Source organism: Bradyrhizobium sp. CCGB20 (assembly GCF_024199855.1).
Taxonomy (GTDB): domain Bacteria; phylum Pseudomonadota; class Alphaproteobacteria; order Rhizobiales; family Xanthobacteraceae; genus Bradyrhizobium.
In genome coordinates this window covers 3,894,763-3,920,197 of sequence record NZ_JANADN010000001.1, presented here as the reverse complement: position 1 = coordinate 3,920,197, position 25,435 = coordinate 3,894,763, and the positions used below count along the sequence as shown (strand labels likewise).

Genomic DNA, 25,435 nt, shown 5'->3' with positions numbered 1-25,435 from the left:
GCGCAAGAGCCGGCAAAACCGAGCTCTCGTGCACGGACATCTACTCGATCACCTCATCTGCGCCGGCAATCACGGCCGCGGAGAACGGATGGCCGAGCAGTTTCGCGGCATTCAAATTGACGACGAGCTCCACCTTAGTAACCAGTTGAACTGGCAGATCAGAAGGCTTTTCGCCCAATAGAATGCGCCCGGCATAGATGCCCGCGCGACGGTGCGACTGCATGAAATCTCCGCCATAGCTCATCAAGCCCCCAGCCACGGGAAAGTCCCGGGTCTGCGTGATTGCGGGTATTTGATATTTCATCGCGAGAGCCGCCAACCGGGCACTGCGAAATGCAAAATAGGGATCGGAGGTAAACACAAGTCCGCCTGGTCCGTCCTTCGCCACGGCAGCGAACATGGATTCAAATTCATCCTCCTTGCTCGCGTTCAAGATCTGCAGTTGAACCCGCAGGGTTTCTGCAGCCGCGCGAAGCTTCTGCAATTGCGATTCTGCGGTTGGACTTGTCGGGTTGGCGACAATCCCCAAACTGGTCGCCGCGGGCAACAGGTCGCGCATCAGCTCGAGCCGCTTTGGCGACACATCGACGCTCAGGCTCGAAACGCCCGTGATATTTCCGCCCGGCCGCGACAAGCTATCCACCACGCGCAGCTGAACGGGGTCGCCGCCCATCTCGAACACGATGGGCTTGGTCGTCCCCGTAGCCTTCGCGGCAAGGGCCACGGGAGCCCCACCGGGGGCCACGATCACGTCGACAGGTCTGGCGGCCAGTTCGGCAGCCAGGGCAGGCAATCGGGAGTATTGTCCGTTGGCCCACTGAAAGTCGATCGCCACATTGCGACCCTCGACAAAGCCGGCCTCCCCTAATCCCTGGTGGAAAGCATCAAGTCGACTGGCAAAGAGCTTGGGCGACTCCGGGCACAGATAGCCAATGACCGGCATGGAGTGCTTCTGTCCGTACGCGAGGGTGGTCCATGTCGCCGCGCCTGCCATCCAAAGAAGAAAATCACGCCGTCTGGCGCGTCGGCCTAGCCTTGCTGCTCCAGGGTTGGCGCACCTCATGCCTACGAACCCGCTGCCGTCAGCCGTTTATCGGAGCATAGCCCCGGATGCTCGAACAGTCTCTAACCGATTGCGGCCGGCGGTCGCGCGGCCATCTCGGCTAGAGAGCTTCGAACGATATTCCGAAGATTGGAATGGCATCGTCAAATCCTTTGATGACGCGCCCCCCGAGATCCTGAACGGGCCGCCTGCCCCTGACAACGGCGGCTATTCCGGCGTCGATCAGGATTTCCTTGTCTGCGGCAGATGCGCACAGCCGGGCCGCGAGATTCACGACGCTCCCGATGGCGGTGTAGTCGAGCCGGTCCTTGTATCCGATACGGCCGACAGTCGCAGGCCCGCTGGCAAGGCCGATGCCGAACCCAATCTGGTAGCCACGCGGTCGCCAGCCGGCGATGAGGGCTTGCACGTTCTTCTGCATGTCGACTGCGAGATCGATGGCTCGCAATGCAGGCTCTTCGACCGGGACAGGCGCGTTGACCAAAACCATCAGCCCGTCCCCGGAGAAATTGATCAGCGTTGCTTCGAACTTCGCAATGACGCTGCCGAGGTGCTCATAGTATTCCGACAGTACGCTCATGACGTCTTCAGGCGTAGCTCCCGCCGAAAACGCGGTGAACCCCCTCAAATCACAGAAGACAACGACGACTTCCCTGCGGTGGCCATCCAGCACGCTGTCATCGCCGGCTCGATCGACGAGATCTGCGACCTGGGGGGCAAGGAAACGCTTGAGCTTGGCGATGCGCTCCTGGTGCTGCTGCGCCAGCGCCAGCTCGGAGGCCATTTTGTTGAAGCTGTTTGCAAGGCGCTGGAACTCATCCCCGGTGTGAATTGAGATACGGTGGTCGAAGGACCCCGCACCAATTCTCTCCGTGCCCTCCTCTAGCAGCTTGATCGGCTCCGTCATCCGGTGCGCCAGCGCATAGGCAAGAATCCCCGCGAGCATGGTGCTGATTGCGAGCAGCATTGCCGTCCGCCACAGGGCGGAATAGATCGGCGCGTAAGCTTCAGATAGCGGCTGCGCGACCACGACTGTCCAATCGGGGCCCTGCACCGGAGCCGCGCTGGCGGCAACGAATTGTCCTTGTGCATCCCGGCTCGTTGCGAAGCCCGCTTTCGGCCCTATCGCGTCCCGCACAGCCCGAAATGGTCCGGAGGTTGCTTCTTCCGCCCCGCGGAGAACGAGGCTGATGTCGGGATGGGCGATAAGGCGACCCGATCGATCCAGGACGAAGGCGTAGCCGGTCCTTCCGACCTTGATCGACGAGATCACGTCCCAGATCAGCTTGAGGTTGACTTCGGCGACGACGGCGCCGGCGGCCGCTCGATTACCGACAACCGCAACCGTCAGGTACGGCTCGGAGCCTCGATTGTAGCGGACGTCGCTGAACCAGATCTGGGCCGCCCGGGCACCGACCACGGCGGGATCGGCCGATCGGTCCGTGCGGCTCTCGATTCGATTGAGGCCGATTCGCGAGATGTGGAGTCGCTCCAGGCCTTTGCCGTCGAGAAGCGTGAGACTGGCGATGGCAGGCGCTTGTCGAAGCAGGCGCAGCGCGTCGGTCCGACGGCGTTCGTCGGGCTCGTCGGTCCACGGGAGCTGGACCAGCCAGCCAAGCTGGCCTGTGATGCCGTGGATGAAATCGTGGATTTCTGCGGCCGCGGACGCGGACTGGAGGCTAAGCCACTGGTCGAGCCTCGCGCGCTGATCGCGATAGCCGAACCAGGCTTCAATGACGCCGTTGAATGCGAGTGGGACTGCGACAGCCACGAAAAGCGCGAGCAGATATTTATGAAAGAGGCCGCGAAACCGATCTTGCGGAATCATGCTCCGGTTCCTGTACAATCACATAGATGCAATGGCCCAGACTAACATGTCGCTCCGCCGTGTCGCGGAGTTCATTCGAACGCCGCGCGTGCGGGCGGCGGCTTCAACCGAGGTTGCCGCCGGGCAGACGTAGCCTGGCGCCGCAGCCACGTTGATCTAGGTCAAACCTCACCCCTCCTTTGGCCTCAAATTATGTTCAGCCGCATTCGAGGCGGCGACGTCACCCTTCTGGAGATTCGCCGACGAAGGTGAGGACCCTGCTCATGATAACGATTCCGGAATTGACGTCCCAGGCGCTCGGTGCGTTCCTCACCTCGGAGACAAAAGGCCGCTTCGGCTCGTCGCATGCGAGCTTGCCGGAATTGCTGCCCTACGCAGCAAAGCTGGCCCTGGAGTGTATCGGCAACAGCGATGCGTTGTACCACAACGTAGAGCACACCCTGCTGGTCACGCTGGTGGGGCACGACATCCTGATCGGCCGCTCACTGCTGAGGCCAACGACAGCCGACGACTACGCTCATTTCATTCTGGCCTGTCTGATCCACGACATCGGCTACGTTCGGGGCATCATTCACGGAGACCAGGAGGGAGCCTATGTCGTTGACGGTACCGGTCGGACGGTTGAGCTGCCGATCGGCTCCTCCGATGCAGCCCTTACGCCCTATCACGTCGATCGCTCGAAATTGTTTGCCGTGGAGCGTCTCGACGCAGTCGACCAGATCGACGCCGCTCGCGTTGCCCGAGCCATCGAATATACCCGCTTTCCCTATGCAGACGCACCTGCGAACGAACTCAAGGATGATCTGGACGAGGAGGAAGGCTTGCTGCTGCGTGCCGCTGATCTGATCGGTCAGCTCGGCGACCCGAACTACATGAAGAAATCAAATGCGCTCTTCTACGAATTCGAAGAGATAGGGCTCAACAAATCGCTCGGATACGCCACGCCCGCGGACGTGGTGCACAAATATCCGCAGTTCTACTGGACCAAGGTCGCACCGCAAATCCCAATAGCGATCCGCTATCTGAATGTGACCTCGAGCGGAAGACAATGGATCAGCAGCCTCTATGGCAATGTCTTTCGCGCCGAGCGAGAGGTTGGACTATCTGGTCCGCAGCTGTAGACGCCCGCCGTCGGCGGGCCATCGGGATGAGGACCGGGTGCGCGGCCGTCGTTTCGACCGGCACCGATGCCGCTTAGCCTCATCCTGAGGAGGCCGCGAAGCGGTCGTCTCGAAGCATGAGGCGTGCGCTGTGATCGCGCAAACGGATGCCGATTGATCGCGCCTATCGCGCGCTAAGGCTGTTCATCGGGACACCAGCGCGCGATCAGGAGCGAGCCACCGGCCGCGCCAGCAAACACGAACGCCACGGCGAGGATACTCGTGAACACCGAGATCAAACCGCGCTCGTGGGCGTTCATCGCGGCGGTGCCGAACGTCAGCCAGCACCCGGTCGTGACGACCTTCGCCACGGCGTGCAAGACCGCACAGCGCGTCACCGGCCGGTAGTTCAGGAACCTCAAGAGCAGCGGCCCGCCCGCGATGGCGAGTGTGAAGGCCCATATGAGGATCAGGAAGGGCCCATCGAAGAGGCTGGTCAAACTGGAGGACAAGGTCATCACCTGGAATCGTCCGGTGTTTGACGTCCCCGCCCGGGATGGGGTTCAAGAGCCAGCCCATAGCCGTCAGGCAAAGCCGGCGCTAAAACGCCGATTGCGGAAACTGGAAATGGACCGATGGCATTCTTTGCGGCGAGCGCGCTTGGCCTTGTGATCGCCTATCTGCTGGGCTCCACGCCCACGGGGTATCTGGCCGGAAGGCTGCTGAGGGGCATCGATATTCGAGAGCACGGCTCGAGATCCACCGGGGCCACGAACGTCCTGCGGACGCTTGGCAAATGGCCTGCATTGGCGGTGCTCATCATCGATGTGCTCAAAGGTGTTGTGGCCATCTTGATCGCCCTCTGGTTCTGTCCCTGGCTCGCGGCACAGCTTTCCTCTACGCCGCCGGCAGCGCTCGACCCGCAAGCCTGGGTGGCTTGGGCGGTTTGCCTCGCCGGCATTGCCGCGCTGCTCGGCCACGGCCGTTCGATCTGGTTGAACTTTACCGGCGGCAAATCCGCTGCGACCGGGCTTGGCGTGCTGCTGGCGATGTCATGGCCAGTGGGATTGGGCGCAGCAGCGACCTTTGGCATTGTGCTGGCGAGCACCCGGCTCGTGTCCCTCAGCTCGATCCTCGCGGCGTTGACGGCCATCGTGCTCGTCTGCGCTCTTGAGCAACCGCTGCCCTATCGGTTGCTGGTGATCGCGGGCGGCCTCTACGTGATCGTCCGCCATCGCGCCAACATTGGTCGGCTATTGGCAGGGACGGAGCCGCGCCTGGGTCAGAGCAGCCCCGATACGAAAGCAGAGGTGCAAGTCTAGGACGTGTCCCCATAAACCCGGCGGCGTGACGCGACAAAAGCCACATCCACTTGACCCCACAGTGACCAGGTTCGTGTGGCATCGCAATACGTGGCGAAGAGCCACAAGCCGATTTTCCCCTCGCCGGCGTTCTGGTCTAATGGTGGTGGCGCCGCTAACTGGCGCTCTGGCCAAGGGAGCCTTCATGAGCCGATCGGTGCATGTTCCTGTCGGAATCTTCGACAGCTCGCGCTACGGTTTCGCGCAAGTTGCTACTGTCCCCACACCGTTCGGCGACGTCGTGTATGTGTCCGGCCAGGTTGCTTGGGACACAGATCAGAACGTCATTGGCACTGGCGACATCGGTCGCCAACTCAGCAAGAGCCTCGAAAACCTTGGCATTGCACTGGCGTCGGTTGGTGGGAAACTTGATCAGGTCGGTGCGCTGCGGCTCTACATCAAGCAGAGTCACATGCACGAAGGCAAAGCCATCAGCGCCGCTCTCAAGGCGGTGTTCGGTGATAATCCGCCGTGTACAACCTGGATTGGAGTGCCAAACCTCGCCAAGGACGAGTTCCTCATCGAGGTGGAGCCCTCTGCCGTTTTCATTGCGCGAAACGGCTGATGGCAGCTCAGGGTAATTTTCGACCAGGACGCGGCCTCATCAAGGCGCAGCCATTGCCTGATTGACGCGAGTTTCTTCTTACGTCCGCCCTCTCGGCGGAAAGCGAAAATCTCCATTGAGGTCTACCCCATGCTCACCGTTTACGGTCGTAAATCGTCGTTCAACCTCCAGAAGGTTATGTGGCTGGTCGGTGAGCTGGGCGTCGCGCACAAGCATGTCGAACTCGGAGGCTCGTTCGGGGGCCTCGACGCGCCTGAATTCCTGGCCATGAATCCGCATGGCCGCGTTCCGGTGATTGATGACTCCAGCATCATCGTCTGGGAGTCGCACGCCATCCTGAGGTATCTTGCGGCCAAATACGCTTCCGAAACCTCGTTCTGGCCGACGAATCCGGATGAGCGCGCGAAGGCGGATCAATGGATGGACTGGTCGCAGACCGCGTTGCAGCCGGCATTCCTGGTTGGCGTATTTTGGGGCTGGTACAGGACGCCCGAAGCGCAGCGCAATCTGACTGCGGTGGACAAAGCTCGGGAACAAACCAGCCGCCATCTGAAGCACGTCGACCATCAGTTGAAAGGAAGGTCTTTCATGCTGGGAGACCACCTGTCACTCGCCGATATTCCGATAGCGACCCATCTTTATCGCTACCTCAATCTCGACCTTCCGCGCCCGAACTTGCCGAACGTTGAGCGCTGGTATGAGCGGCTGCAATCGAGGTCCGCCTATCGCGAGCATGTGTGCGTACCATTCGACGAACTCTACGGCCGGCTTGATTTTTGATTTCCACGTCACGGCACACGCATGTGGGCCGCTGTTGGCTCCTGGCAGATGCGCCAGTGCAGATGTTGCTCAAATCCGGCTCACCCGTCTATAGGTGATCGAAAGCCAGCATCCCGCCGCGACGGGGTCGACCGGAGTCCTCGTAATCATGTCCCATCAAGACGACAGCCTTGCCGCGAAGATCGAGGCGTTCATCCGCACTGAGGTCATTCCCTACGAGAAAGATCCGCGGACAGGTCCGCACGGCCCGAGCGACGAGCTCGTGCAGGAGCTGCGCGCCAAGGCGCGCAAGGCTGGCGTCCTGACGCCGCATATTCTCCCCGATGGATCTCATCTCACCCAACGCGAGACCGCAAAGGCGCTGATCAAGTCCGGCCTCTCGCCGCTTGGGCCACTGGCGTGCAACACCATGGCGCCGGATGAAGGCAATATGTATCTGCTAGGCAAGGTCGGAAGCCGCGAGCAGAAAGCGCGCTTCCTCGAGCCGCTCGTGTCGGGCAAGGCGCGCTCGGCGTTCTTCATGACCGAACCTGCGGATGCGGGCGGAGCCGGATCTGATCCGTCGATGATGCAGACGACGTGCCGTCTGGACGGCAATCACTGGGTCATCAACGGGCGCAAGAAGTTCATCACCGGAGCCGAGGGCGCGAAGGTCGGGATCGTCATGGCGAAGTCGGATGACGGCGCGTGCATGTTCCTCGTCGACCTGCCCAATCCCGCGATCCGCACGCTGCGCGTGCTTGATACGATCGACAGTTCGATGCCCGGCGGACATGCCGAGATCGACATCGAAAATCTTCGCGTGCCTGCCGACCAGATGCTCGGCGCGTCCGGCGAGGGTTTCAAATATGCCCAGATTCGGCTGAGCCCCGCACGCCTGTCGCACTGCATGCGCTGGCTGGGCCTTGCGATCCGCGCCAACGAAATTGCCACCGATTACGCCTGCCGCCGCCAGGCGTTCGGAAAGCCGCTGGTCGATCACGAAGGCGTCGGCTTCATGCTGGCCGAGAACCTGATCGATCTCCAGCAATCGGAGCTGATGATCGACTGGTGCGCTGGCGTGCTCGACACCGGCTCGCTCGGGACCAGCGAAAGCTCCATGGCGAAGGTCGCCGTGTCGGAAGCGCTGATGCGCGTCGCCGATCGCTGCGTCCAGGTGATGGGCGGCACCGGGGTCTCGACGGAAACGATCGTCGAGCAAGCCTTCCGCGAGATCCGCGCATTCCGGATCTACGACGGGCCGACCGAAGTTCACAAATGGTCTCTGGCCAAGAAGATCAAGCGCGACTGGAAGGCAGGGCAACACTGACCGGCGCGTGGTGCACGTAGGATGGGTAGAGCGCAGCGAAACCCATCGCGGTCGCCGCGATCATCAATGCGCGCTGGATCATCCCGGGACCAGATGATGGGTTTCGCTGCGCTCTACCCATCCTACGGTCTACTACTGAAGCGTCCGGAATTAGACGCCCGCCACCGAGACGAGGTTCAAGAGCATCCCCATGGCGGTCCAACAAACCCCGCGATAAGACAAGCGCCCGAATTAACCACCAACTCCGATCCAATTTTAATAAGACAACAACACTGCTTGTTCGCGTGAGCCGCGCAGATCAACGTGCAGGTATTTGCTGTTTTCCGGACGTCGGCGGGACCGGGAAACTGACTTCGTGAAGTGGATCGCATTGGAAGTCACCTCTTCATTTGGAGCATCTCGCCATGATGGAACGTCGTGCGATGAAGCGCATCCCGATCAACCGGGCGGCGCGGCTGTCATTTGGTGAAATGAGTGGGACTCATCCGTGTGTGGTGCGCGATATCAGCGCCCTGGGGGCGTGCATCTCCACGCCGTACTACATATTTGCCAACGAATTCGTGCTGTCGTTCGACGGCCATGCCGGATTCTTCATCTGCCGCGTCGCGTGGAGGAAGGCGACGCTTTGCGGCGTATGCTTCCTCCTGCGTCGCCGCTCGCCGAAATTTGCGAACGATTCCAGCAACCCCTCAAACGTGGTGCGACTTGATCGCCAGATCGTGTGCTGCCGGCATCCTTAGCTTGGAGGCGTCGGCATAACTCCTTCCGTGCGCTGACGAGGCGATCGAACAGGGCTGGCCACTTCGCGCGTCAGGCAGCGCGCCGGCTGCCTCGCAAGGAGAGATCCGGGCAAAGCACGAGCTTGCCTTCAAGACCGCCAGCCTCGAGGCGACGGTGGGCATCGGCAACCTCCTCGAAGGAAATTCGCTCGGCGATGCGCGGCCGGATGGCACCGGTCGCCAGAAGCCCGAACAGGTGCTCCAAGTCCTCCTTGAACCAGGTGGGATGTCGCGCCCGCATGGCATTTACCGAGTAAAAGCGGGCTCGCTTGCCGCCGGGCAACAGTCTCCACAGGTAGAGACGCGCGATCTCCATCAAGATTGGGAGCATTCGACGCTGTGCCTGCACGCTCGCCGAGAAGCCGATGGCACAGAGCAGGCCACCTGGCTTGAGCGCCGCGTACGAGCGGCGATAGCCGTCTTCGCCAACGCCGTCGACGATGACGTCGAACCCACCCGGCACAACCCGCGTAAAGTCCTCATGCTGGTAGTCGATCGGCGTTGCCCCGAGGTCCTGGACGAGTTCCATGTGCTCGCGGCGTACAGTGCCCCACAGCTTGAGACCGGCCAGTCTCCCGAGCACGAGCAGCGCCTGGCCGACTGCGCCGGCGGCCCCGTGCACGAGCACATGTTGCCCTCGCCGGACGTTGGCCGCGCGGTGCAGAAGCTGATGCGCGGTCGTCCAACTCAAGATCAGCGCAGCCGCCTCGGCCGGGTCGACGTCCACCGGCACACGGGCCACGTTGCTTGCCCGAAGCGTGCGATAGTCGGCGTTCGACCCAACCACCGTCATATCGGCCACGCGGTCGCCAATCCGAAACTCGTGCACGCCTTCGCCGAGTTGATCAATTGCCCCCACCACGTCGTAACCCATTACGAACGGCGGCCGGAGGCGCATTGTTTGCGGATAGAGATGCCGCCTGATCAACACCTCAGTGTAGTTGAGGCTCGACGCAAGTACGCGAACGCGCACCTCGCCCGGGCCGGCGGTCGGCAGGTGAGCCTCGATAACCTCCAGTCTCTCCGGATCCCCGAAGCGGCTGACCTGAACAACTCGATTGCGCTGCTCCATCATGGCCAGCTCCATGCAGTGCCGTCATTCAGCGCAAGGACGGGCAGAATGCCGCCAGGCTCAAGAAATGGAATTGATCCAGATCAAGCTTGAGGCTGCGCTCTTTGGAATTCTCCTCCAGCCAAATGATCAGAACAGTTGTTTGGCGCCATCATTGCTTATTGGAGGGGAAAATGCCTGCAGTCATTATGCAGTTCGTTTCGCATCCAAGACCCGGTAGCGATCTTGCGACCGTCTTGCAGCTGGCAAAGGACGGCGCGTCACTTTGGAGGAAACACGGGGCCGATGTCAGCTATTGGTCGGTGATCGGCGGCGAGATCGGGAATTACGCCTTCGTCGCTCGCTTCGATAGCGTAGAAGCTTATGGGCGCACCTTGGCATCACTGGGTGCCGATCCAGCGTTCGTTGAATTTCAAGCCAAGCGGCTGAAGGCTGGGCAATCGGATTGGGTACGCTCCAACGTTGCCGTCCAAGTCGATCTTTGACGGGCGCCTTCTCTGTCAAATGCGAGACCGCCCTCGGGCGGTCTCTTGCTACGCGGCCGATGTCAACTGTTGGCCCGTAGGCGAAGTCCAGACAGGCTCTCGCGTGGTCCGATTTGCGGGGCAGAGCGAAAGCGGCTCGCCCAGCCACGCGCTGCACGAACAGGCGGTATCCGTCCTGCTTGATCGGGACACTCCGGGGGCGTTAAGGCCCTCGCCTCGCGTCTTCCTAATGCTCGCACTATGTCTGTTGCTGGCCCGCGGCTGACCTTCGCTCAGAGCACCGCGACGTCCGCTTCCGGGAGGCGAGCCGATCAGGGTCATGCCAACTGCCGAGGGCGGCCTTTGACCCGAAGCGGACATTCGGTAGCAACATCTCGCGTGTAGGCCGATCAAGGGCATATGGCTCGGCCGCGATCCCTGCCGATGTAGCGAACCCCACGCGGCGAATCGCCGAAGCGAGCTCGGAACAGGCGATTGAAATGCGAAACGTCCGAGAAGCCCACCTCCAGGGCGATATCGGAAATCAGTTGCGCGCCGGCGCGTGCCTCGGTCAGCAATTTGAGCGCAAGTTGCAGACGCAGCTCATTCACGTGCCCGGTGAATGACGATCCTGACAGCGCCATCAAGCGCTGCAGATAGCGAGGTGAAATGCCCTGGCAACGAGCGACCGTCTCGACGCTGAGCCCGGGCTCCTGAAAGTGTGTCGCGATGTAGTCGAGGACGGCATTGTGGCGCGCGGCCACGACCGCACTCGCATCGCTCTCGCCCAAGGGAGCGCACTCGCCGACTGCGAGCGCTACGAGATCACAGGTGTGAGCCATGACGACTTCACGCAGCTTCGGAGCGGCCAGAGCCCCCTCCTTGAATGCCGACTTCAGATAAGCCATGAGGAGACGAAGCGGTTCATTTCGCCGAGGGATCGGCCGCATAGCGAGGCTCTCGATGTCCGCCACGCGCTGCGCAAGCGCCTCGCGGGGCACGGCTAAACCGAATAGTATTCCGTCGACATAGGTGACGGTGGCGGGCTCCGCATGCAGAATCGAGACTGCGCCGCCGGCGCGAAGCTCGATGTCGCGGCCCCGCTGCGTCAGCTGACTTTTGCCGGGCGAGGAGACGATCAGGCCGATCGAGTCGTCACCGTCGGCAATGCTCGTCCGCAAGCGCTGGAAGCGCATTGGCGAGCCTTTCAGTGCGAGCCTGCGCAAACCGCGGATCGCTTGCAGCGTTGCGTCGACTTGAAACGGAATGCTCGCAATCGGCTCGACATCGACGTGGACTATCCCCCGCACAAAGCTCTCGCGCCATAGTGGAAGTCGCATCCGCTCCGGATGTTCACGCGTCGAAAATCGATGCGATACGAAGTCGCCTGCGTCCGTAGACATGGGGACCTCCAGCCTTGATAAGACCTTGGGTTCAATTGCAGCGACAGGCCAGCCTTCGGTATCCGTACTTTGCAATTTGCGCACCGACCGCCCCTTGAGGTACGCAGGCCTCCAAGAAGCTACATCACTTGTCTGCTAGTCTCGTTCACCTGTGATTGATGCTGATGTGAACTGGCTCACGTGGCGACCAGAAAAATGCGACAATCTTTGATTGCGAATATCGCGTGCAAATATCTCCCTTAAGAGGAGATGATTGTGACGGCTCTATTTCAAATTGCTGCCATCGGATCCAATTTGGAAATCCCTGGCAGGGTGCGAGACCAAGTCCAACCTTACAACGCTGCTCGCAACTGCTCGGGCTCATCGATCCGCGAGCAGAAATTCTGCAGCACGAGACTATCCTCTACCGATTTCCTGTCGTGCCTTGATCGTCGCATCACCATTGAGGTCCGTCGGACGCAAATTACGTCCCGGCACTGCTCCTTTTCAGCCGCTGGGTGAAATGGTCGAAATCTGTCACATGGGAGGTCAACCGTGGTGATCAGGAAGGAATTCGATCATGTCCGCCATAGTCGACATGCTTTATCGCGAATACTGCCGCGCTCGTCTCACCGAAATGCGAAAGCAACTTTTGATACGGGGCGTGGACGACATAACCTTGCAAGTGCCTTGGGAGGACGATGATCCTGCCGACCCCGGCGCTCAGAGGAGCAGCTGGGCGACCAAGGAGCCCCCATCATCCATCGGGTAGCTGGCGCGCGCTATCGACCCCATGAGCGCGAGCGCACGCAGACAGGCCGGCAGATGGATGATCGAACTCACACCTCGACGCGATTGCTCGGCGAAACTCCGCCGGAGTTCAAAGCCGCTGGCCGCGATCTGCGTATCGACATCTGTCGCGGGATCGCGTTATGGTGGATCTTTCTCGATCACGTTCCCAATAACATCGGGAGCTGGCTGACACCGCGCAACTACGGCTTCTGCGATGCCGCCGAGATCTTCATGTTCCTCTCGGGCGTGACCTGCGCACTCGCCTACGGCAGGGCACGGGAGCGCGAGGGCTGGAGCGGCATGATCGGCCGTTCGCTGCGGCGAGGATGGGACATCTATGCGGCGTTTCTGCTGCTCACGCTCGCTTGCGTCGTCCTCGTCTACCTTGCGGGCAGCGATGACCTCGCCGACGAGAGCAATACGCGAATTCTGCTCGAGCATCCGGGCGCCACGCTTGCGCACGCCGCAATCCTGCAATACCGGCCTGTCAATACCGACGTCTTGCCGGTTTTTGTGATTTTTCACGTGCTGTTCCCGCCGCTGCTATGGCTGCTGCTGCGAGCGCCGAACGTTACGCTGGGAGCGTCCGTGTTGCTGTACGCGCTCGTGCACGTCTTCGGTTGGAGTGTGCCAGCCTGGCCGAGTGGCGTCTGGTTCTTTAATCCGCTGGCTTGGCAGCTTCTGATCGTGCTGGGCGCATGGTGCGTCGTTGAGGGAGGGAAATTCCGGCCATGGACGATGTCGCGCCCGGCGCTTGTTCTTGCCGTTCTTTATCTGGTTTTCGGTCTGGTCCTTGCACAGAGTTGGAGCATCGAGCCGCTGGTACCGCAAACTTTGAAGGATCTGGTGTTTCCATTGGATAAATCGAATCTCAGTCCGATACGGCTGCTGCATTTTGTGGCTCTTGCAATTGTGGTGCTGCGATTCATTCCTCTGAATTGGGGAGCGCTATCAACGCCGGCACTGATCTGCGCAAGGTGGTGTGGCGAGAATTCGCTGCCGATCTATTGTCTCGGCGTCCTTCTGGCGCTCGCTAGCCACCTTACGCTGCTCGACCTCTCCGAGCGGCTTGCGATGCAGATCGTGGTCAGTTTTACAGGTGTCCTGATGATGATCCTCACCGCGCGGCTATTGAACGCGATCAGCCTCAAGCGCGAGCGGCAGTCAGGGCGGACGCAGTTGATCGAGAAAGTTCCGCCGGTTCGCTAACTGTAGGCTAAACTGGTAGATTGCATGGAGCGCGGCGAGCGGCTCTTGCCCCCAAGCCGACAACAGGTTGCCCGGACTGGAAATTCCGTGATCCGAAGCACATATCGTGGGGATGGTGACAATTGTGCAATGCACTTGCGGTGCTGAGTACAGACGCACCGAAGAGAAGTTCTTAGTGCCGCATACAGGTGACGCGGTCTGCGCAATCTGCGGAGCTGCTCTGGAATCGTGGGAGGAAAGCACCCGCGTTCCCAGTTACGAACTTATTGAACGTCCGAAGACGAAGACGGAGTGACAGAAGGAAGCGGATTTCAGGTGAAACCGCTCTAAAGCAGCGAACCGGCGGGAGGTTGCCTATTGGGCCCCGATCCGACGAACTCGCTTACCTCCAGGTGGTCTGACAGAGACAACCGAACTTCGTCCGCGCCGGCCGCCAATTCCGTGTCTGCCCCGCAAAAAGGGGGTAAAGTGCTCCAGGGTCACCTCCGAGGAGCACAACATGACCCTACGCCCTGAGCTAGTTCCTGCGATCGACCGGCGTGACTTCGCGATCATGGGCAACCCGATGCCGCCACGGGACCCTGATGACTACGAAGAGGACGACGACGAAGACGAAGAAGAGGACAAAACCGACGACGAACCGCCGGTCGTGCGCGAGCCGGATGAAGACTAAGCAGGGTGCTTGTATAGTCCAAGCTTTCGGAGAGCGTGATCCTCAGCCTGCGTGCGGCGCGCTGGTGCGTCCGGCGGCTTTCAAGGTCGATCTAATTCCGAGAGCAGCAGACAGACGCTGAATGGACCACGGGTCTCGGCGCAGTAACCTCTCGACGTTCGCGGGAAGAGGAGGCGAGCATGACCCTCATATGGCTTGGTGTGCTCCTTTTTTTCGGCGGCTTGCTCCAAATGGCGTTTCAGCCCATCTGGCGAGGCCGACTCAGTGGTGGAAGGCGGCTTCGCTCCGGGCGGGACACGCTGGAGCCTGAAAGACCGGGTGGCGGCTTCAGCATCAAATCGAACTGGCCCGGACTTGTGATGGTCGCGCTAGGCGGCGCTTTCTTGCTGGCCGGAGCTGCCATCTGAGTGGAAACGAATGTCTCAGGCGTTGCCCGTTATCTGGCCAGGCTAATGTGCAAGAGCCATGTCTCCTGCTGGCCCGCGGCTGACCTTCGCTCAGAGCACCATGACGTCTGCTTCCGGGGGGCGAGCCGACCAAGGTCATGCAGGCTGCCGAGGGCGGCCTTGTGACCCTAACCTGACTTGGTACGGTGCTCTTGAAAGGCAGCTCTGAGTTCAGCCAGCTCGTCGTTTGTTGCTCCTAGCTCTGCGTCGGCCCGATTTGTCTGCAAGTCCATATAGGCGATTGGCTGATCGAACTGGCTTGCCGTGAAGTCATACCGCCGCCCATCGATCCTATTGTAGAAATGGTCGCCGGCCGGCAGCGGCGTCTTCAACAACTCGCCGCCGAAGAGTTCATGAACGAGCAGCGAGGTGACGTTGCATTGCCCTGCCGCCGGATTGTTCGCGGTCCATTTGCTGGCCGTCGACAACGACCAGGCCTTGCGCAGCGCGCTCTGAACCTCGTCGGGATCGAAGCTCATCGTCGCCTCCGGGTTGGCATCGATTTCGGATTATTCGATGATCCCATTTTGCCCGTGTTTTGCCCGACGAGTCAAACGGGCATCCCGTTCATCGTTGGAAGGGACGGAAGGCGCAACCCGTCACCCGGCCTCAAATCCGCATTTCAGCCTTGATTGCACGATGATTGCCGCTTCGCGCTGATTTGCCTTGGCGCGCCAGACTGTTGACCGCTTCCACAGGGCATTGTCCCCGCCCCGCCCTCCTACTGTGCATGGGGTTGTTTTCCATATTTTTGTTTTGGCGCCCGCTTCTGGGCAAAGAAAAAGCCCGGCCTCGCGAACGAGACCGGGCCCTGTCGTCTTGCGAATTCTTGCGAAGATCAGCCGCGGGTGCGCGAGCGGATCATGAAGCTGTCGTAGGTGTATTCGGCGACCTGCCACCACAGATATTCGTCGGAGCGGTAGGCCTGCATGGCGTCGATCGACTTCTTGAAGTCGGCGTTCTTGGCCGAGATCTCGCCCCACAGCTCGTTGGTCGACTTGAGGCAGGCTTCCAGCACTTCGTTGGTGAAGGGGCGAAGCTGGGTGCCGCCGGCGACCAGACGCTTCAGCGCCGCCGGGTTCTGCATGTCGTAGCGCGCGGCCATCCAGCTGTTGGCGTTGGCCATCGCGTTGGTGAGGATCGCCTGGTAGTTCTTCGGCAGCGAATTCCACTTGTCGAGGTTGGTGAAGGCGTGGACGGTCGGACCGCCTTCCCAGAAGCCCGGATAGTAGTAGTACTTCGCAACCTTGGCGAAGCCGAGCTTCTCGTCATCGTAGGGGCCGACCCACTCGGCCGCGTCGATGGTGCCCTTCTCCAGCGCCGGATAGATGTCGCCGCCGGCGAGCTGCTGCGGCACGACGCCGACCTTCTGGAGCACCTGGCCGGCGATGCCGCCGATGCGCATCTTCAGGCCGGAAAGATCGGCAACGGTCTTGATCTCCTTGCGGAACCAGCCGCCCATCTGGGTACCGGTGTTGCCGCAGGGCTGGCCGATCACGTTCGACTTCTTGAAGAACTCGTTGCCGAGCTCCATGCCGCCGCCCTGGTACCACCAGGAGTTCTGCTGGCGCGCGTTGAGGCCGAACGGCACCGAGGCGTAGATCGCCCAGGTCGGGTCCTTGCCGACATAGTAATAGGAGACGGTGTGGCACATCTCGACGGTGCCGTTCGAGGTCGCGTCGAGCGCCTGGAGACCCGGGACGATTTCACCGGCGGCGAACACCTGGATCTGGAATTTGTTGTCAGTCATTTCGGCGACGTACTTCGCCACCTGCTCGCCGCCGCCATAGATAGTGTCGAGCGACTTCGGGAAGCTCGACGTCATGCGCCACTTGATCTCGGGCGAGGACTGCGCGATCGCCGGCGAGGCCACCGCGGCGGTCGCCGCCGCGCCTGCTGCCGACACTTTCAGGAAATCACGACGCTTCATCTTCAGGTCTCTCCTTGCTGGGGCGTTTCCCCTAACTTCCTCTTTGCCGCCGCTCATTCCGGCGACGCGTTTGGCCCGCGTCGAACCGAAGGGGCTTGACTGCCGTGGGCCTTTAACACGGACGGCCCCGTTTCGGAACGCGACATTGGCATGACGGGGCTCTACGAAAGTCGCATGTCCCCAGAAGACCGCTCAGGCCGCGGCGATGACGCCCTTGAGCTGGTCCCGGACCTGCCCCGCAATGGCGCGATAGATCGCCGCATGAGGGCCGTCCGGCTCGCTGTCAACCACGGGATTACCGGCATCCGAGGTGGCGCGAATCGCCATGTGCAGGGGGATCTCCCCCAGGAACGGGACCCCGAGCTTGTCGGCCTCGTGGCGCGCGCCGCCATGGCCGAAAATGTCCGATTTCGTGCCGCAATGCGGGCACTGGAAGTAGCTCATGTTCTCGACGATGCCGAGCACGGGCACGTTGACCTTCTTGAACATCGCAAGCCCCCGTCGCGCATCGATCAGGGACAGGTCCTGCGGGGTCGAGACGATGACGGCGCCCTTCAGCGGCACGTTCTGCGCCAGCGTGAGCTGGGCATCGCCGGTGCCCGGCGGCATGTCGACCACGAGCACGTCGAGGCTTCCCCATTCGACGTCGCGCAGCATCTGCGTCACCGCCGACATCACCATGGGACCGCGCCAGATCATCGCGGTCTCCTCCTCCACCAGGAAGCCGATCGACATGATGGCGAGGCCGAAGCGCCGGAGCGGAATCATCTTGCGCTCGTTGTTCAGCTCCGGCTTGTCGCGCAGGCCGGTCAGACGCGGCACCGAGGGGCCGTAGATGTCGGCATCGAGCAGCCCGACCTTGAGGCCGAGGTCGCGCAGGCCGAGCGCCAGGTTGAGCGCGGTGGTCGACTTGCCGACGCCGCCCTTGCCGGAGGCGACCGCGATCACGGCGGCAACGCCCGGAATTTCCGACTGCCGCGCCATCGGCGATTGACCGCCCTGCGGCGGCTTGTGCGCATGGACCGGCTGCACGCCCGGCGTGCCACGGCTCGGCTGCGGGGGTGGCGGCGGCGCGGCGCCCGCCTTGCGCTCGGCTGTCAGCGCCACCATCACGGTGGTGACGCCGGGAATGGCGCGCACCGCGGCCTCGGCCTCGGCCCGGACGGATTCCCAGGCCCGCGCCTCGGCGGCATCGACGTTGATCGAGAAGAACACCTTGCCGTCGGCCGCGCTGATCGCGCTCAGCACATTGGCATTGGTGAGCGCGACCCCGCGGGGTGACTTGATCCTGGCGAGGCTGTCGAGAACCTGTTGCTGCGTCACGCTCAAAGCGCATCTCCCAAACGGAGCATGATCCACAAGACCATGCCCAAGGCTTCAGGATGCCCCATTAGAGCGGAAACGGCCAAAAGGCTACTGCCTGCCGATATCCCCGGCCGTCTCGGCGGGGGCCGCCCCCTGCTCCATGGCCGCCTCGTAATTCAGCTCGATCATGACCCCGTTGGGGTCGTGGACGAAGATCTGCCAGAGGTCGCCGCCCGGCACCTGGCGGGAGTCGAATTTCATGCCCTTGGACGTCAGCCGCTGCTTCATGCCGTCAAAACCGCGGCTGACGAAGGCGACGTGGTGGACAACGCCGGAATCCGGCTTTTGCGGCTCTGAGGTTGGGGAAATATCGACGAGGTGCACCACTGGCTTGCCCTCGCTGTACATCCACGCCCCCGGGAAGGCGAAATTGGGCCGGGCGCCTTTTTCCAGGCCCAGCACGTCCTCGTAGAAGCGGACCGTCTCGGCCAGATTCCGGGTCCGGATGTTGAAATGATCGAGGACGCCCACGCTCACGCCGCCCATGCTTTCGCTCCCTTGTTTTGAAGTCCTTGAGGTCCGCCATCCTAGCACAGGAGGCCGCCAAACGAAGCCGTTGCCCTCCGGCCGCAAGGGTTTATGGTGCGCCCGGCCCGCCCTCGGGCGGAACCTCAGGACCTCGGCTGGCGCCCCCCGCCCGGCTGCAACCGTAAAACTCAAGCTACGGACACACACATGGCTAAAGTCGCTTTCCTCGGTCTCGGCGTGATGGGCTTCCCCATGGCCGGACACCTCGTGAAAAAAGGGGGCCATGAGGTCACCGTCTACAACCGCACCGCGGCCAAGGCGAAGGAGTGGGCGGACAAGTTCGGCGGCAAGACCGCGGCGACCCCGAAGGCCGCGGCCGAAGGCCAGGATTTCGTGATGTGCTGCGTTGGCAACGACAACGATCTGCGCGCGGTCACAATCGGCCCGGACGGCGCGTTCGCCGGCATGAAGAAGGGCGCGACCTTCGTCGACCACACCACCGCCTCCGCCGAGGTCGCGCGCGAGCTCGACGCGGCCGCCACCAAGGCCGGCTTCAAGTTCATCGATGCACCGGTGTCCGGCGGCCAGGCCGGCGCCGAGAACGGCGTGCTGACCGTGATGTGCGGCGGCGCGCAGGACGCTTATTCCGGCGCCGAGCCGATCATCACGGGCGCCTATGCGCGGATGTGCAAACTGCTCGGGCCCGCCGGTTCCGGCCAGCTGACGAAGATGGTCAACCAGATCTGCATCGCCGGCCTGGTGCAGGGCCTCTCCGAGGGCATCCACTTCGCCAAGAAGAGCGGCCTCGACGTCGCCGCCGTGATCGAGACCATCTCCAAGGGCGCTGCGCAGTCCTGGCAGATGGAGAACCGCTACAAGACCATGAACGAGGACAAGTACGATTTCGGCTTCGCGGTCGAATGGATGCGCAAGGACCTCTCGATCTCGCTGGCCGAAGCCCGCCGCAACGGCGCCAATCTGCCGGTCACCGCGCTGGTCGACCAGTTCTACGCCGAGGTCGAGAAGATGGGCGGCAAGCGCTGGGATACGTCGAGCCTGCTCGCGCGCCTGAATCGCTGACACCAGACGAACTGCCCCTGCCTTGCTGATCGCGATCGCCGTCATCTTCGTTCTGGCCTATGCGGCGATCGCGCTCGAGCATCCGCTCGGGGTCAACAAGAGCGCGTCCGCGCTGCTAGGCGCGGGCCTGCTCTGGACCATCTACGCCATCGCGACGGGCGACCATGCGCTGGTCGGCCGTCAGCTCGACGAATCCGTCGCCTCCACCGCCCAGATCGTGTTCTTCCTGATCGGCGCGATGACCATCGTCGAGGTCATCGACGCCCATGACGGTTTCGAGGTCATCACCTCACGCATCGGCACGACGAACCAGGTCCGCCTGATATGGCTGATCGGCTTCGTGACCTTCTTCCTCAGCGCGATCCTCGACAACCTGACCACCACCATCGTGATGGTCTCGCTGATCCAGCGGCTGATCGCCAGGCGCGACGACCGCCTGCTGTTTGCCTCCCTCATCGTCATCGCGGCCAATGCCGGCGGCGCGTGGACCGTGATCGGCGACGTCACCACGACGATGCTGTGGATCGGCGGGCAGATCTCGCCCTTGAAAATCATGGGCGCGGTGTTCCTGCCTTCGCTGGTCAATTTGCTGCTGCCGCTGGCGTTCATCAGCCTGGCGCTGCGCGGCAAGGCCATTGCGGCGCCATCCAAGGAGGGCGGATTGCATGGCGTCGATCCGTTCGAGCGGAATGTGATGTTCTATCTTGGGCTCGGTGTGCTGATCGCAGTGCCGGCCTTCAAGACGTTTACCCATCTGCCGCCCTTCATGGGCGTCCTGCTCGGGCTCGGCATCGTCTGGCTGGTCGGCGAGATCGTCCATCGCGACAAGGACGAGCATGTTCGCCAACCGCTGACGCTCGCGCACGCGCTGACCCGGATCGACATGGGCTCGATCGTGTTCTTCGTCGGCATCCTGCTCGCGGTCGCGTGCCTCGACCATGCCGGCCTGCTCTCCATGCTGGCGAAATGGCTGGACGCCACCTTCGGACGCCAGGACATCATCGTCGTCGTGCTCGGCCTCCTCAGTGCCGTCATCGACAACGTGCCCCTGGTTGCCGCGACCATGGGCATGTACGACCTCGCGCATTACCCGACCGACAGCTTCCTCTGGGAGTTCATCGCCTATTGCGCCGGCACCGGCGGCTCGATCCTGATCATCGGCTCGGCCGCGGGCGTCGCGGCCATGGGGCTCGAGCGGATCGAGTTCCTCTGGTACGCCCGGCGCATCGCCATCCCCGCACTCGCGGGCTATCTGGCGGGCGCGGTGGTTTACGTCGCGCAGCACGCGGCGCTGCACTGAGCGGTCCTGCGCGCGCTCAAAATTAACGCCGGGTTAACGTAATTCTTTAGCTCCTTAAGTCACCTCTTAAGGATTTCTTGCCAGAGATAGACAATGCAGAAGGCCCGTCTCGCGCGGGCAGGAATTGTTGTTGTTCGATGAGTAAACCCGCTGAAAAGCCAGAGGTCGTACAGCTTCCGGCCGAGCCGGTCAGCGCTCCATCGGCGAGCAGCCGACGGGCTGCGGCGCAGCGGGTGCGCGAGGCGCGCGACAAGTTAACGTCGACCAGCGGAACCCGGCCGGCTTTCGACGCCGAGATGCTGCGCCAATATGCCCAGACGCGGCTGTCGGCCTCCTATGTCGTGATGCTGCTGGTGGTCGCCACCGGCGTGCTGTTCGGGCTGTGGATGCAGCCGATCCCGGCCGCGGCCTGGACCGCCGGCATGCTCTGCATCCACGCCGCGATGATCCGCAGCTGCCACCGTTTCCTGGCCGAGGCCTCCTCGCCCGCGGCAACGCGTGCCTGGCGGACGCGCTTCGTCGTGCTCGACCTGCTCTATGGCCTGTGCTGGATGGCGATCCTGATCCATCCCGTGCTCGACATGGTCACGGAAACGCTGATGATGTTCCTGATGCTGCTGGTGATCGCGGTGTCGAGCATGCTGGCCGCGAACTTGCCGATCGCAGCGCTTGCCGCCACGGCGCCGGTCGCAGTGGCGATGGCGCTGAGCTTTGCGGTGACCGGCGCGCTCGACAATTACATCCTGGCCGCGCTTGCGCTGGCGGCCGAAGGCTATTTCGTGCTGCTGGCGCACCGCCTGCACTCCTCGACCTTCGCCACGCTCGAGGCGCGCGCCGAGAAGGACGCGCTGATCGGCGAGCTCGAACAGGCCAAGGCGATCTCGGACGAAGCGCGCCACCGCGCCGAATCCGCCAACGTCGCAAAATCGCGCTTCCTGGCGCAGATGAGCCACGAGCTGCGCACGCCGCTGAACGCGATCCTCGGCTTCTCCGAGGTGATGAAGAGCGAAATCTTCGGCGCGCATGCGGTTCCGGTCTACAAGGAGTACTCGGCGGACATCCATAATTCCGGCGTGCACCTGCTCAACCTCATCAACGAGATCCTCGATCTGTCGCGGATCGAGGCCGGCCGCTACGAGCTCAACGAGGAAGCGGTGTCGCTGGTCGGCATCGTCGCCGACTGCCATCATCTGATGAAGCTGCGCGCCTCGAGCCGCGGCATCACCATCCACGAGGTGTTCGAGCAGGCCATGCCGCGGCTGTGGGCCGACGAGCGGGCGATCCGCCAGGTCGTGCTCAACCTGCTCTCCAACTCGATCAAGTTCACCCCGCAAGGCGGCGAGATCTGGCTCAAGGCTGGCTGGACCGCCTCAGGCGGACAATATCTCTCGGTGCGGGATTCCGGCTCCGGCATCCCCGAGGACGAGATCCCGGTCGTGCTCGCCTCGTTCGGCCAGGGTTCCAACTCGATCAAGTCAGCCGAACAGGGTGCAGGCCTCGGCCTTCCCATCGCCAAGAACCTGATCGACCTGCATGGCGGCACGTTCACGCTGAAATCGAAGCTTCGCATCGGCACCGAGGTGATCGTCACCTTCCCGCCGGAGCGCGTGATGAGCGCGCTGGCGCCGATGTCGGACGATTCTCCGCCGCTCCAGCCGGAGAGTTCCGCGGTGCCCGACGAGAAGCGCCGGCCGCGCCACAAGCCGATCATGAGCGCGGGTACGGGCTCGTAACGAGATGCTTGCAGACATGCCCGACGATCCCCCACTATGTCCACATGAGCAAAGAAACGCCGTGCGTCGCCGTCTGCATGATCGATCCCAAGACCAGGCTGTGCTTCGGCTGCGGCCGGACCCTGCCGGAGATCGCGCGCTGGCACGCCATGGAGAGCGCGGAACGGCTCGCGGTGATGGCGCTGTTGCCGGCACGCATGGCGGACGCCGGGCTCGCGCCGATCGCGGGATCGCCGAAGCGCGCCTGATCGGCCTGCGTGCCTTCGGAGGCGCGCGATGATCCGCTTCCTGCTCGTTCTCGTCATGCTCGCCGGCACGGCCGGTGCCGTCGTCGCCTATGGCGATCCCGACCAGATCGCGCGCGCGAGCAACAAGGTCTCGCACATATTTCGCAGACCGGCAGCAACGCCCGCTCCCGCCGTACAGATCCAGCGCGGCCAGGGCGGCGAATTCGCGTTGCGTGCCAAGATCAACGGCGTCGCCGCACCGATGGTGATCGACACCGGTGCGACCTCCGTGGTGCTGACCTGGGAAACCGCGAAAGCGATCGGGCTGCCGCTCGAGATGCTCGAATATGACGTCGATCTCGAAACCGCCGGCGGCCACACCAAGGCGGCGCGCCTCACGCTCGACCGCCTCTCCGTCGGCCACCTCGTCGAGAAATCGGTGCCCGCCCTCGTCGTGCAGCGCGGGCAGATGAAGACCAACCTGCTCGGCATGAGCTTCCTCGACCGCCTGGAGAGCTGGGGCGTGCGCGCCGACAAGCTGATGCTCACAGGCTACCCGGAGCTTCTGAGCAATCACCGCCGTTCGCGCACCGCGGTCGACTAGACCGTTCACGACAGCCGCAATTCATCCTGGCCCAGTGACGTCAGGCCGTGCGCCGCAAAAGCGCGTGGGTGTGTCATTTGCGCCATTTACAAACCGTCCAGTCGGCTTATAAGAAGTCCATTCCCGGATCTGGGTTGGACGAGTGCTGCTCCCCCGAGGATGCGGCCAAGAGGGAGATTGATCACCATGACTGCAAGAGCCGCCTTACGCCGCACGATGCGCGCGCTGCCCCTTGTAACGGCGTTCGCCGCAGGCAGCGCCTGTGCTGCGGACCTGTCACCGCGCTATGCGGCGCCCTCCTCCGCCTATACGGCGCCGCAGCCGGTGTATTCGTGGACGGGTCTCTATGCCGGCTTCAACGCCGGCTATGCCGAGAGCGGCGACGACGCCTTCAACAATCTCGTCGGCACGAGCGGCGGCAAGGTCAAGGGCGCCGTCGGCGGCGTGCAGATCGGCTACAATTACCAGCTCTCTCCGATGTTCGTGGTCGGCATCGAGAACGACTTCGAAGGCGGAGACATCAAGAACCACGACGCGCTCAACAGCGCCGCAGTCAGCCTGCCCTGGTACATGACCGGCCGCGCCCGCGCCGGCATCGCGACGATGGATTCACGCCTGCTGTTCTTCGGGACCGCGGGTCTGGCCGCCGGCGAATTGAAGGACGGCGCGATCAACAAGATGAAGATGGGCTGGACCGCGGGCGGCGGCGTCGAATGGGCGTTCCTGCCGAAATGGTCGGCCAAGGCCGAGTATCTCTACACCGAATTCAAGCATGACGATTTGCCGGACTGGAACGCCGCCAAATTCCACACCTTCCGCGTCGGCGTGAATTATCACTTCGATCTGCTCCGCTGAGCCAGATCGACGAAGAGCCGGATGTCACGATCCGGCTCTTCACGTGCTTGCGGCTAGGCCGCAGCCTCCGCCGGAGCGCGCGCACCGACACGCGCGATGGCATCGCGCAGCACGTCCACGCCAGCGCCCGGCTTCACCCCTTGCTCGGCAAGATGGCGGCGGAAGGCGCGCGCGCCGGGCACGGCGTGGAATGCGCCGACGAAATGCCGCGTGATGGCGTGCAGCCGCGTGCCCCGCGCGAGCTGCTGCTCGATATACGGCATCATCGCCTCGAACGCGTCCTGCATGGTCGCATGCGGCGCCGCCTCACCGAAGATGTCCTGATCGACGCAGAGCAGCCGCCACGGCTCCTGATAGGCAGCGCGGCCGAGCATCACGCCGTCGACGTGCTCAAGATGAGCTTTCGCCTCGTCAATGCCCGGGATGCCGCCGTTGATGATGACTGGCACGTCAGGCATCGCGCGCTTGAGGCGATAGACGCGATCATAGTCGAGCGGCGGGATGTCGCGGTTCTCTTTCGGCGACAGACCGTTCAGCCAGGCTTTCCGGGCATGCACGATCAGCGCGTCGCAGCCGGACGCAACCACTCCGCGCGCAAGCTTATCGAGCGCGACTTCCGGATCCTGGTCATCGATGCCGATGCGACATTTCACTGTGACCGGAACGGCGACTGCGCGCTTCATCGCATCGACGCCCCTCGCCACGAGCTCCGGCTCCGCCATGAGACACGCGCCGAAGCGCCCATCCTTCACGCGGTCGGACGGGCAGCCGACATTGAGGTTGATCTCGTCGTAGCCGAATTCTTCGCCAATCCGCGCGGCCAGCGCGAGTTCGCGCGGATCCGACCCGCCAAGCTGAAGCGCCACCGGATGCTCGACCGCGTCGAACCCAAGCAGCCGCTCCCGGTCGCCATGAATGACGGCGCCAGTGGTCAACATCTCCGTATAGAGCAGCGCCCGCCGCGTCAGGTGACGATGGAACACCCGGCAATGCCGGTCGGTCCAGTCCATCATCGGCGCCACAGAAAAGCGATAGTCTTGCGATTTCAAT

24 protein-coding genes and 1 pseudogene are annotated in these 25,435 nt (G+C 62.6%); 15 read left to right on the top strand and 10 right to left on the bottom strand.

Features of this window, described 5'->3' with window-relative positions; genetic code table 11:
• Positions 1–40: 40 nt before the first annotated feature.
• Together NLM15_RS17930 and NLM15_RS17925 are read right to left on the bottom strand one after the other, a co-directional pair.
• Positions 41–994 carry an ABC transporter substrate-binding protein gene (locus NLM15_RS17930; RefSeq protein ID WP_375166847.1) on the bottom strand — a complete coding sequence of 318 codons (954 nt, stop codon included), beginning with the start codon at positions 992–994 and terminating at the stop codon, positions 41–43.
• Positions 995–1,163: 169 nt separating this feature from the next.
• Positions 1,164–2,891 carry a cache domain-containing protein gene (locus NLM15_RS17925; RefSeq protein ID WP_254118390.1) on the bottom strand — a complete coding sequence of 576 codons (1,728 nt, stop codon included), beginning with the start codon at positions 2,889–2,891 and terminating at the stop codon, positions 1,164–1,166.
• Positions 2,892–3,154: 263 nt separating this feature from the next.
• Here NLM15_RS17925 and NLM15_RS17920 point away from each other — a divergent pair, with 263 nt between their 5' ends.
• Positions 3,155–4,012 carry a metal-dependent phosphohydrolase gene (locus NLM15_RS17920; RefSeq protein ID WP_254118389.1) on the top strand — a complete coding sequence of 286 codons (858 nt, stop codon included), beginning with the start codon at positions 3,155–3,157 and terminating at the stop codon, positions 4,010–4,012.
• Positions 4,013–4,185: 173 nt separating this feature from the next.
• Here NLM15_RS17920 and NLM15_RS17915 read toward each other — a convergent pair whose 3' ends face one another.
• Complete coding sequence (locus tag NLM15_RS17915; RefSeq protein WP_254118388.1) at positions 4,186–4,509, bottom strand: archaellin/type IV pilin N-terminal domain-containing protein; 324 nt, start codon at positions 4,507–4,509, stop codon at positions 4,186–4,188.
• A gap of 117 nt (positions 4,510–4,626) precedes the next feature.
• On the opposite strand from NLM15_RS17915, the gene plsY reads away from it, so the two are divergent.
• From plsY to NLM15_RS17890, 5 genes are all read left to right on the top strand, one after another.
• Positions 4,627–5,313, top strand: a complete 687-nt coding sequence (plsY, locus tag NLM15_RS17910; RefSeq protein ID WP_254118387.1) for a glycerol-3-phosphate 1-O-acyltransferase PlsY — start codon at positions 4,627–4,629, stop codon at positions 5,311–5,313.
• A 184-nt stretch (positions 5,314–5,497) separates the two neighbouring features.
• Complete coding sequence (locus NLM15_RS17905) at positions 5,498–5,917, top strand: RidA family protein (protein WP_254118386.1); 420 nt, start codon at positions 5,498–5,500, stop codon at positions 5,915–5,917.
• Positions 5,918–6,046: 129 nt separating this feature from the next.
• Entirely contained in the window at positions 6,047–6,697 is a 651-nt protein-coding gene (locus tag NLM15_RS17900) for a glutathione S-transferase family protein (protein WP_254118385.1), read from the top strand.
• 148 nt (positions 6,698–6,845) lie between these two features.
• Positions 6,846–8,006 (top strand): acyl-CoA dehydrogenase family protein, encoded by a 1,161-nt coding sequence (locus NLM15_RS17895; protein ID WP_254118384.1) that lies wholly within the window; start codon positions 6,846–6,848, stop codon positions 8,004–8,006.
• 404 nt (positions 8,007–8,410) lie between these two features.
• Complete coding sequence (locus NLM15_RS17890; protein WP_254118383.1) at positions 8,411–8,746, top strand: PilZ domain-containing protein; 336 nt, start codon at positions 8,411–8,413, stop codon at positions 8,744–8,746.
• A 70-nt stretch (positions 8,747–8,816) separates the two neighbouring features.
• Here the strand turns inward: NLM15_RS17890 and NLM15_RS17885 are convergent, their stop codons facing one another.
• Positions 8,817–9,860, bottom strand: coding sequence for a medium chain dehydrogenase/reductase family protein (locus NLM15_RS17885; protein ID WP_254118382.1), 1,044 nt, complete (start codon positions 9,858–9,860; stop codon positions 8,817–8,819).
• Positions 9,861–10,030: 170 nt separating this feature from the next.
• Between NLM15_RS17885 and NLM15_RS17880 the strand changes: the two genes are divergently transcribed.
• Entirely contained in the window at positions 10,031–10,342 is a 312-nt protein-coding gene (locus tag NLM15_RS17880) for a hypothetical protein (RefSeq protein ID WP_245473470.1), read from the top strand.
• Positions 10,343–10,731: 389 nt separating this feature from the next.
• Here NLM15_RS17880 and NLM15_RS17875 read toward each other — a convergent pair whose 3' ends face one another.
• Positions 10,732–11,724: an AraC family transcriptional regulator gene (locus tag NLM15_RS17875; protein ID WP_254118381.1), complete on the bottom strand. Its 993-nt coding sequence runs from the start codon at positions 11,722–11,724 to the stop codon at positions 10,732–10,734.
• Positions 11,725–12,528: 804 nt separating this feature from the next.
• On the opposite strand from NLM15_RS17875, the gene NLM15_RS17870 reads away from it, so the two are divergent.
• Together NLM15_RS17870 and NLM15_RS17865 are read left to right on the top strand one after the other, a co-directional pair.
• The gene (locus NLM15_RS17870; RefSeq protein WP_254118380.1) at positions 12,529–13,704 is read left to right on the top strand and encodes an OpgC family protein; all 1,176 of its coding nucleotides are present in this window, start codon (positions 12,529–12,531) and stop codon (positions 13,702–13,704) included.
• A gap of 499 nt (positions 13,705–14,203) precedes the next feature.
• Entirely contained in the window at positions 14,204–14,377 is a 174-nt protein-coding gene (locus NLM15_RS17865; protein WP_254124758.1) for a hypothetical protein, read from the top strand.
• A 574-nt stretch (positions 14,378–14,951) separates the two neighbouring features.
• On the opposite strand, the gene NLM15_RS17860 is transcribed toward NLM15_RS17865, so the two are convergent.
• The 4 genes from NLM15_RS17860 to NLM15_RS17845 form a co-directional block, all read right to left on the bottom strand.
• Positions 14,952–15,302: a hypothetical protein gene (locus NLM15_RS17860; RefSeq protein ID WP_254118379.1), complete on the bottom strand. Its 351-nt coding sequence runs from the start codon at positions 15,300–15,302 to the stop codon at positions 14,952–14,954.
• A 359-nt stretch (positions 15,303–15,661) separates the two neighbouring features.
• A complete protein-coding gene (locus NLM15_RS17855; protein WP_254118378.1) occupies positions 15,662–16,753 on the bottom strand; it encodes a TRAP transporter substrate-binding protein in 1,092 nt (363 codons plus the stop codon).
• 192 nt (positions 16,754–16,945) lie between these two features.
• Complete coding sequence (locus tag NLM15_RS17850; protein WP_254118377.1) at positions 16,946–18,082, bottom strand: Mrp/NBP35 family ATP-binding protein; 1,137 nt, start codon at positions 18,080–18,082, stop codon at positions 16,946–16,948.
• Between the two features lie 84 nt (positions 18,083–18,166).
• Positions 18,167–18,604, bottom strand: coding sequence for a VOC family protein (locus NLM15_RS17845; protein WP_254118376.1), 438 nt, complete (start codon positions 18,602–18,604; stop codon positions 18,167–18,169).
• Between the two features lie 165 nt (positions 18,605–18,769).
• Between NLM15_RS17845 and NLM15_RS17840 the strand changes: the two are divergent.
• The 6 genes and pseudogenes from NLM15_RS17840 to NLM15_RS17815 form a co-directional block, all read left to right on the top strand.
• A pseudogene (locus tag NLM15_RS17840) lies at positions 18,770–19,666 on the top strand (NAD(P)-dependent oxidoreductase); the annotation flags it as partial.
• A 22-nt stretch (positions 19,667–19,688) separates the two neighbouring features.
• Entirely contained in the window at positions 19,689–20,966 is a 1,278-nt protein-coding gene (gene nhaD, locus NLM15_RS17835) for a sodium:proton antiporter NhaD (RefSeq protein WP_254118375.1), read from the top strand.
• 137 nt (positions 20,967–21,103) lie between these two features.
• Positions 21,104–22,699 (top strand): HAMP domain-containing sensor histidine kinase, encoded by a 1,596-nt coding sequence (locus NLM15_RS17830; protein ID WP_254118374.1) that lies wholly within the window; start codon positions 21,104–21,106, stop codon positions 22,697–22,699.
• A gap of 44 nt (positions 22,700–22,743) precedes the next feature.
• Positions 22,744–22,947: a DUF1289 domain-containing protein gene (locus NLM15_RS17825; protein WP_254118373.1), complete on the top strand. Its 204-nt coding sequence runs from the start codon at positions 22,744–22,746 to the stop codon at positions 22,945–22,947.
• Positions 22,948–22,975: 28 nt separating this feature from the next.
• Positions 22,976–23,530, top strand: a complete 555-nt coding sequence (locus tag NLM15_RS17820) for a TIGR02281 family clan AA aspartic protease (RefSeq protein ID WP_254118372.1) — start codon at positions 22,976–22,978, stop codon at positions 23,528–23,530.
• A gap of 186 nt (positions 23,531–23,716) precedes the next feature.
• Complete coding sequence (locus tag NLM15_RS17815; RefSeq protein WP_254118371.1) at positions 23,717–24,385, top strand: outer membrane protein; 669 nt, start codon at positions 23,717–23,719, stop codon at positions 24,383–24,385.
• A gap of 53 nt (positions 24,386–24,438) precedes the next feature.
• Here NLM15_RS17815 and dusA read toward each other — a convergent pair whose 3' ends face one another.
• Complete coding sequence (gene dusA / locus NLM15_RS17810) at positions 24,439–25,434, bottom strand: tRNA dihydrouridine(20/20a) synthase DusA (protein ID WP_256565457.1); 996 nt, start codon at positions 25,432–25,434, stop codon at positions 24,439–24,441.
• Position 25,435 lies beyond the last annotated feature (1 nt).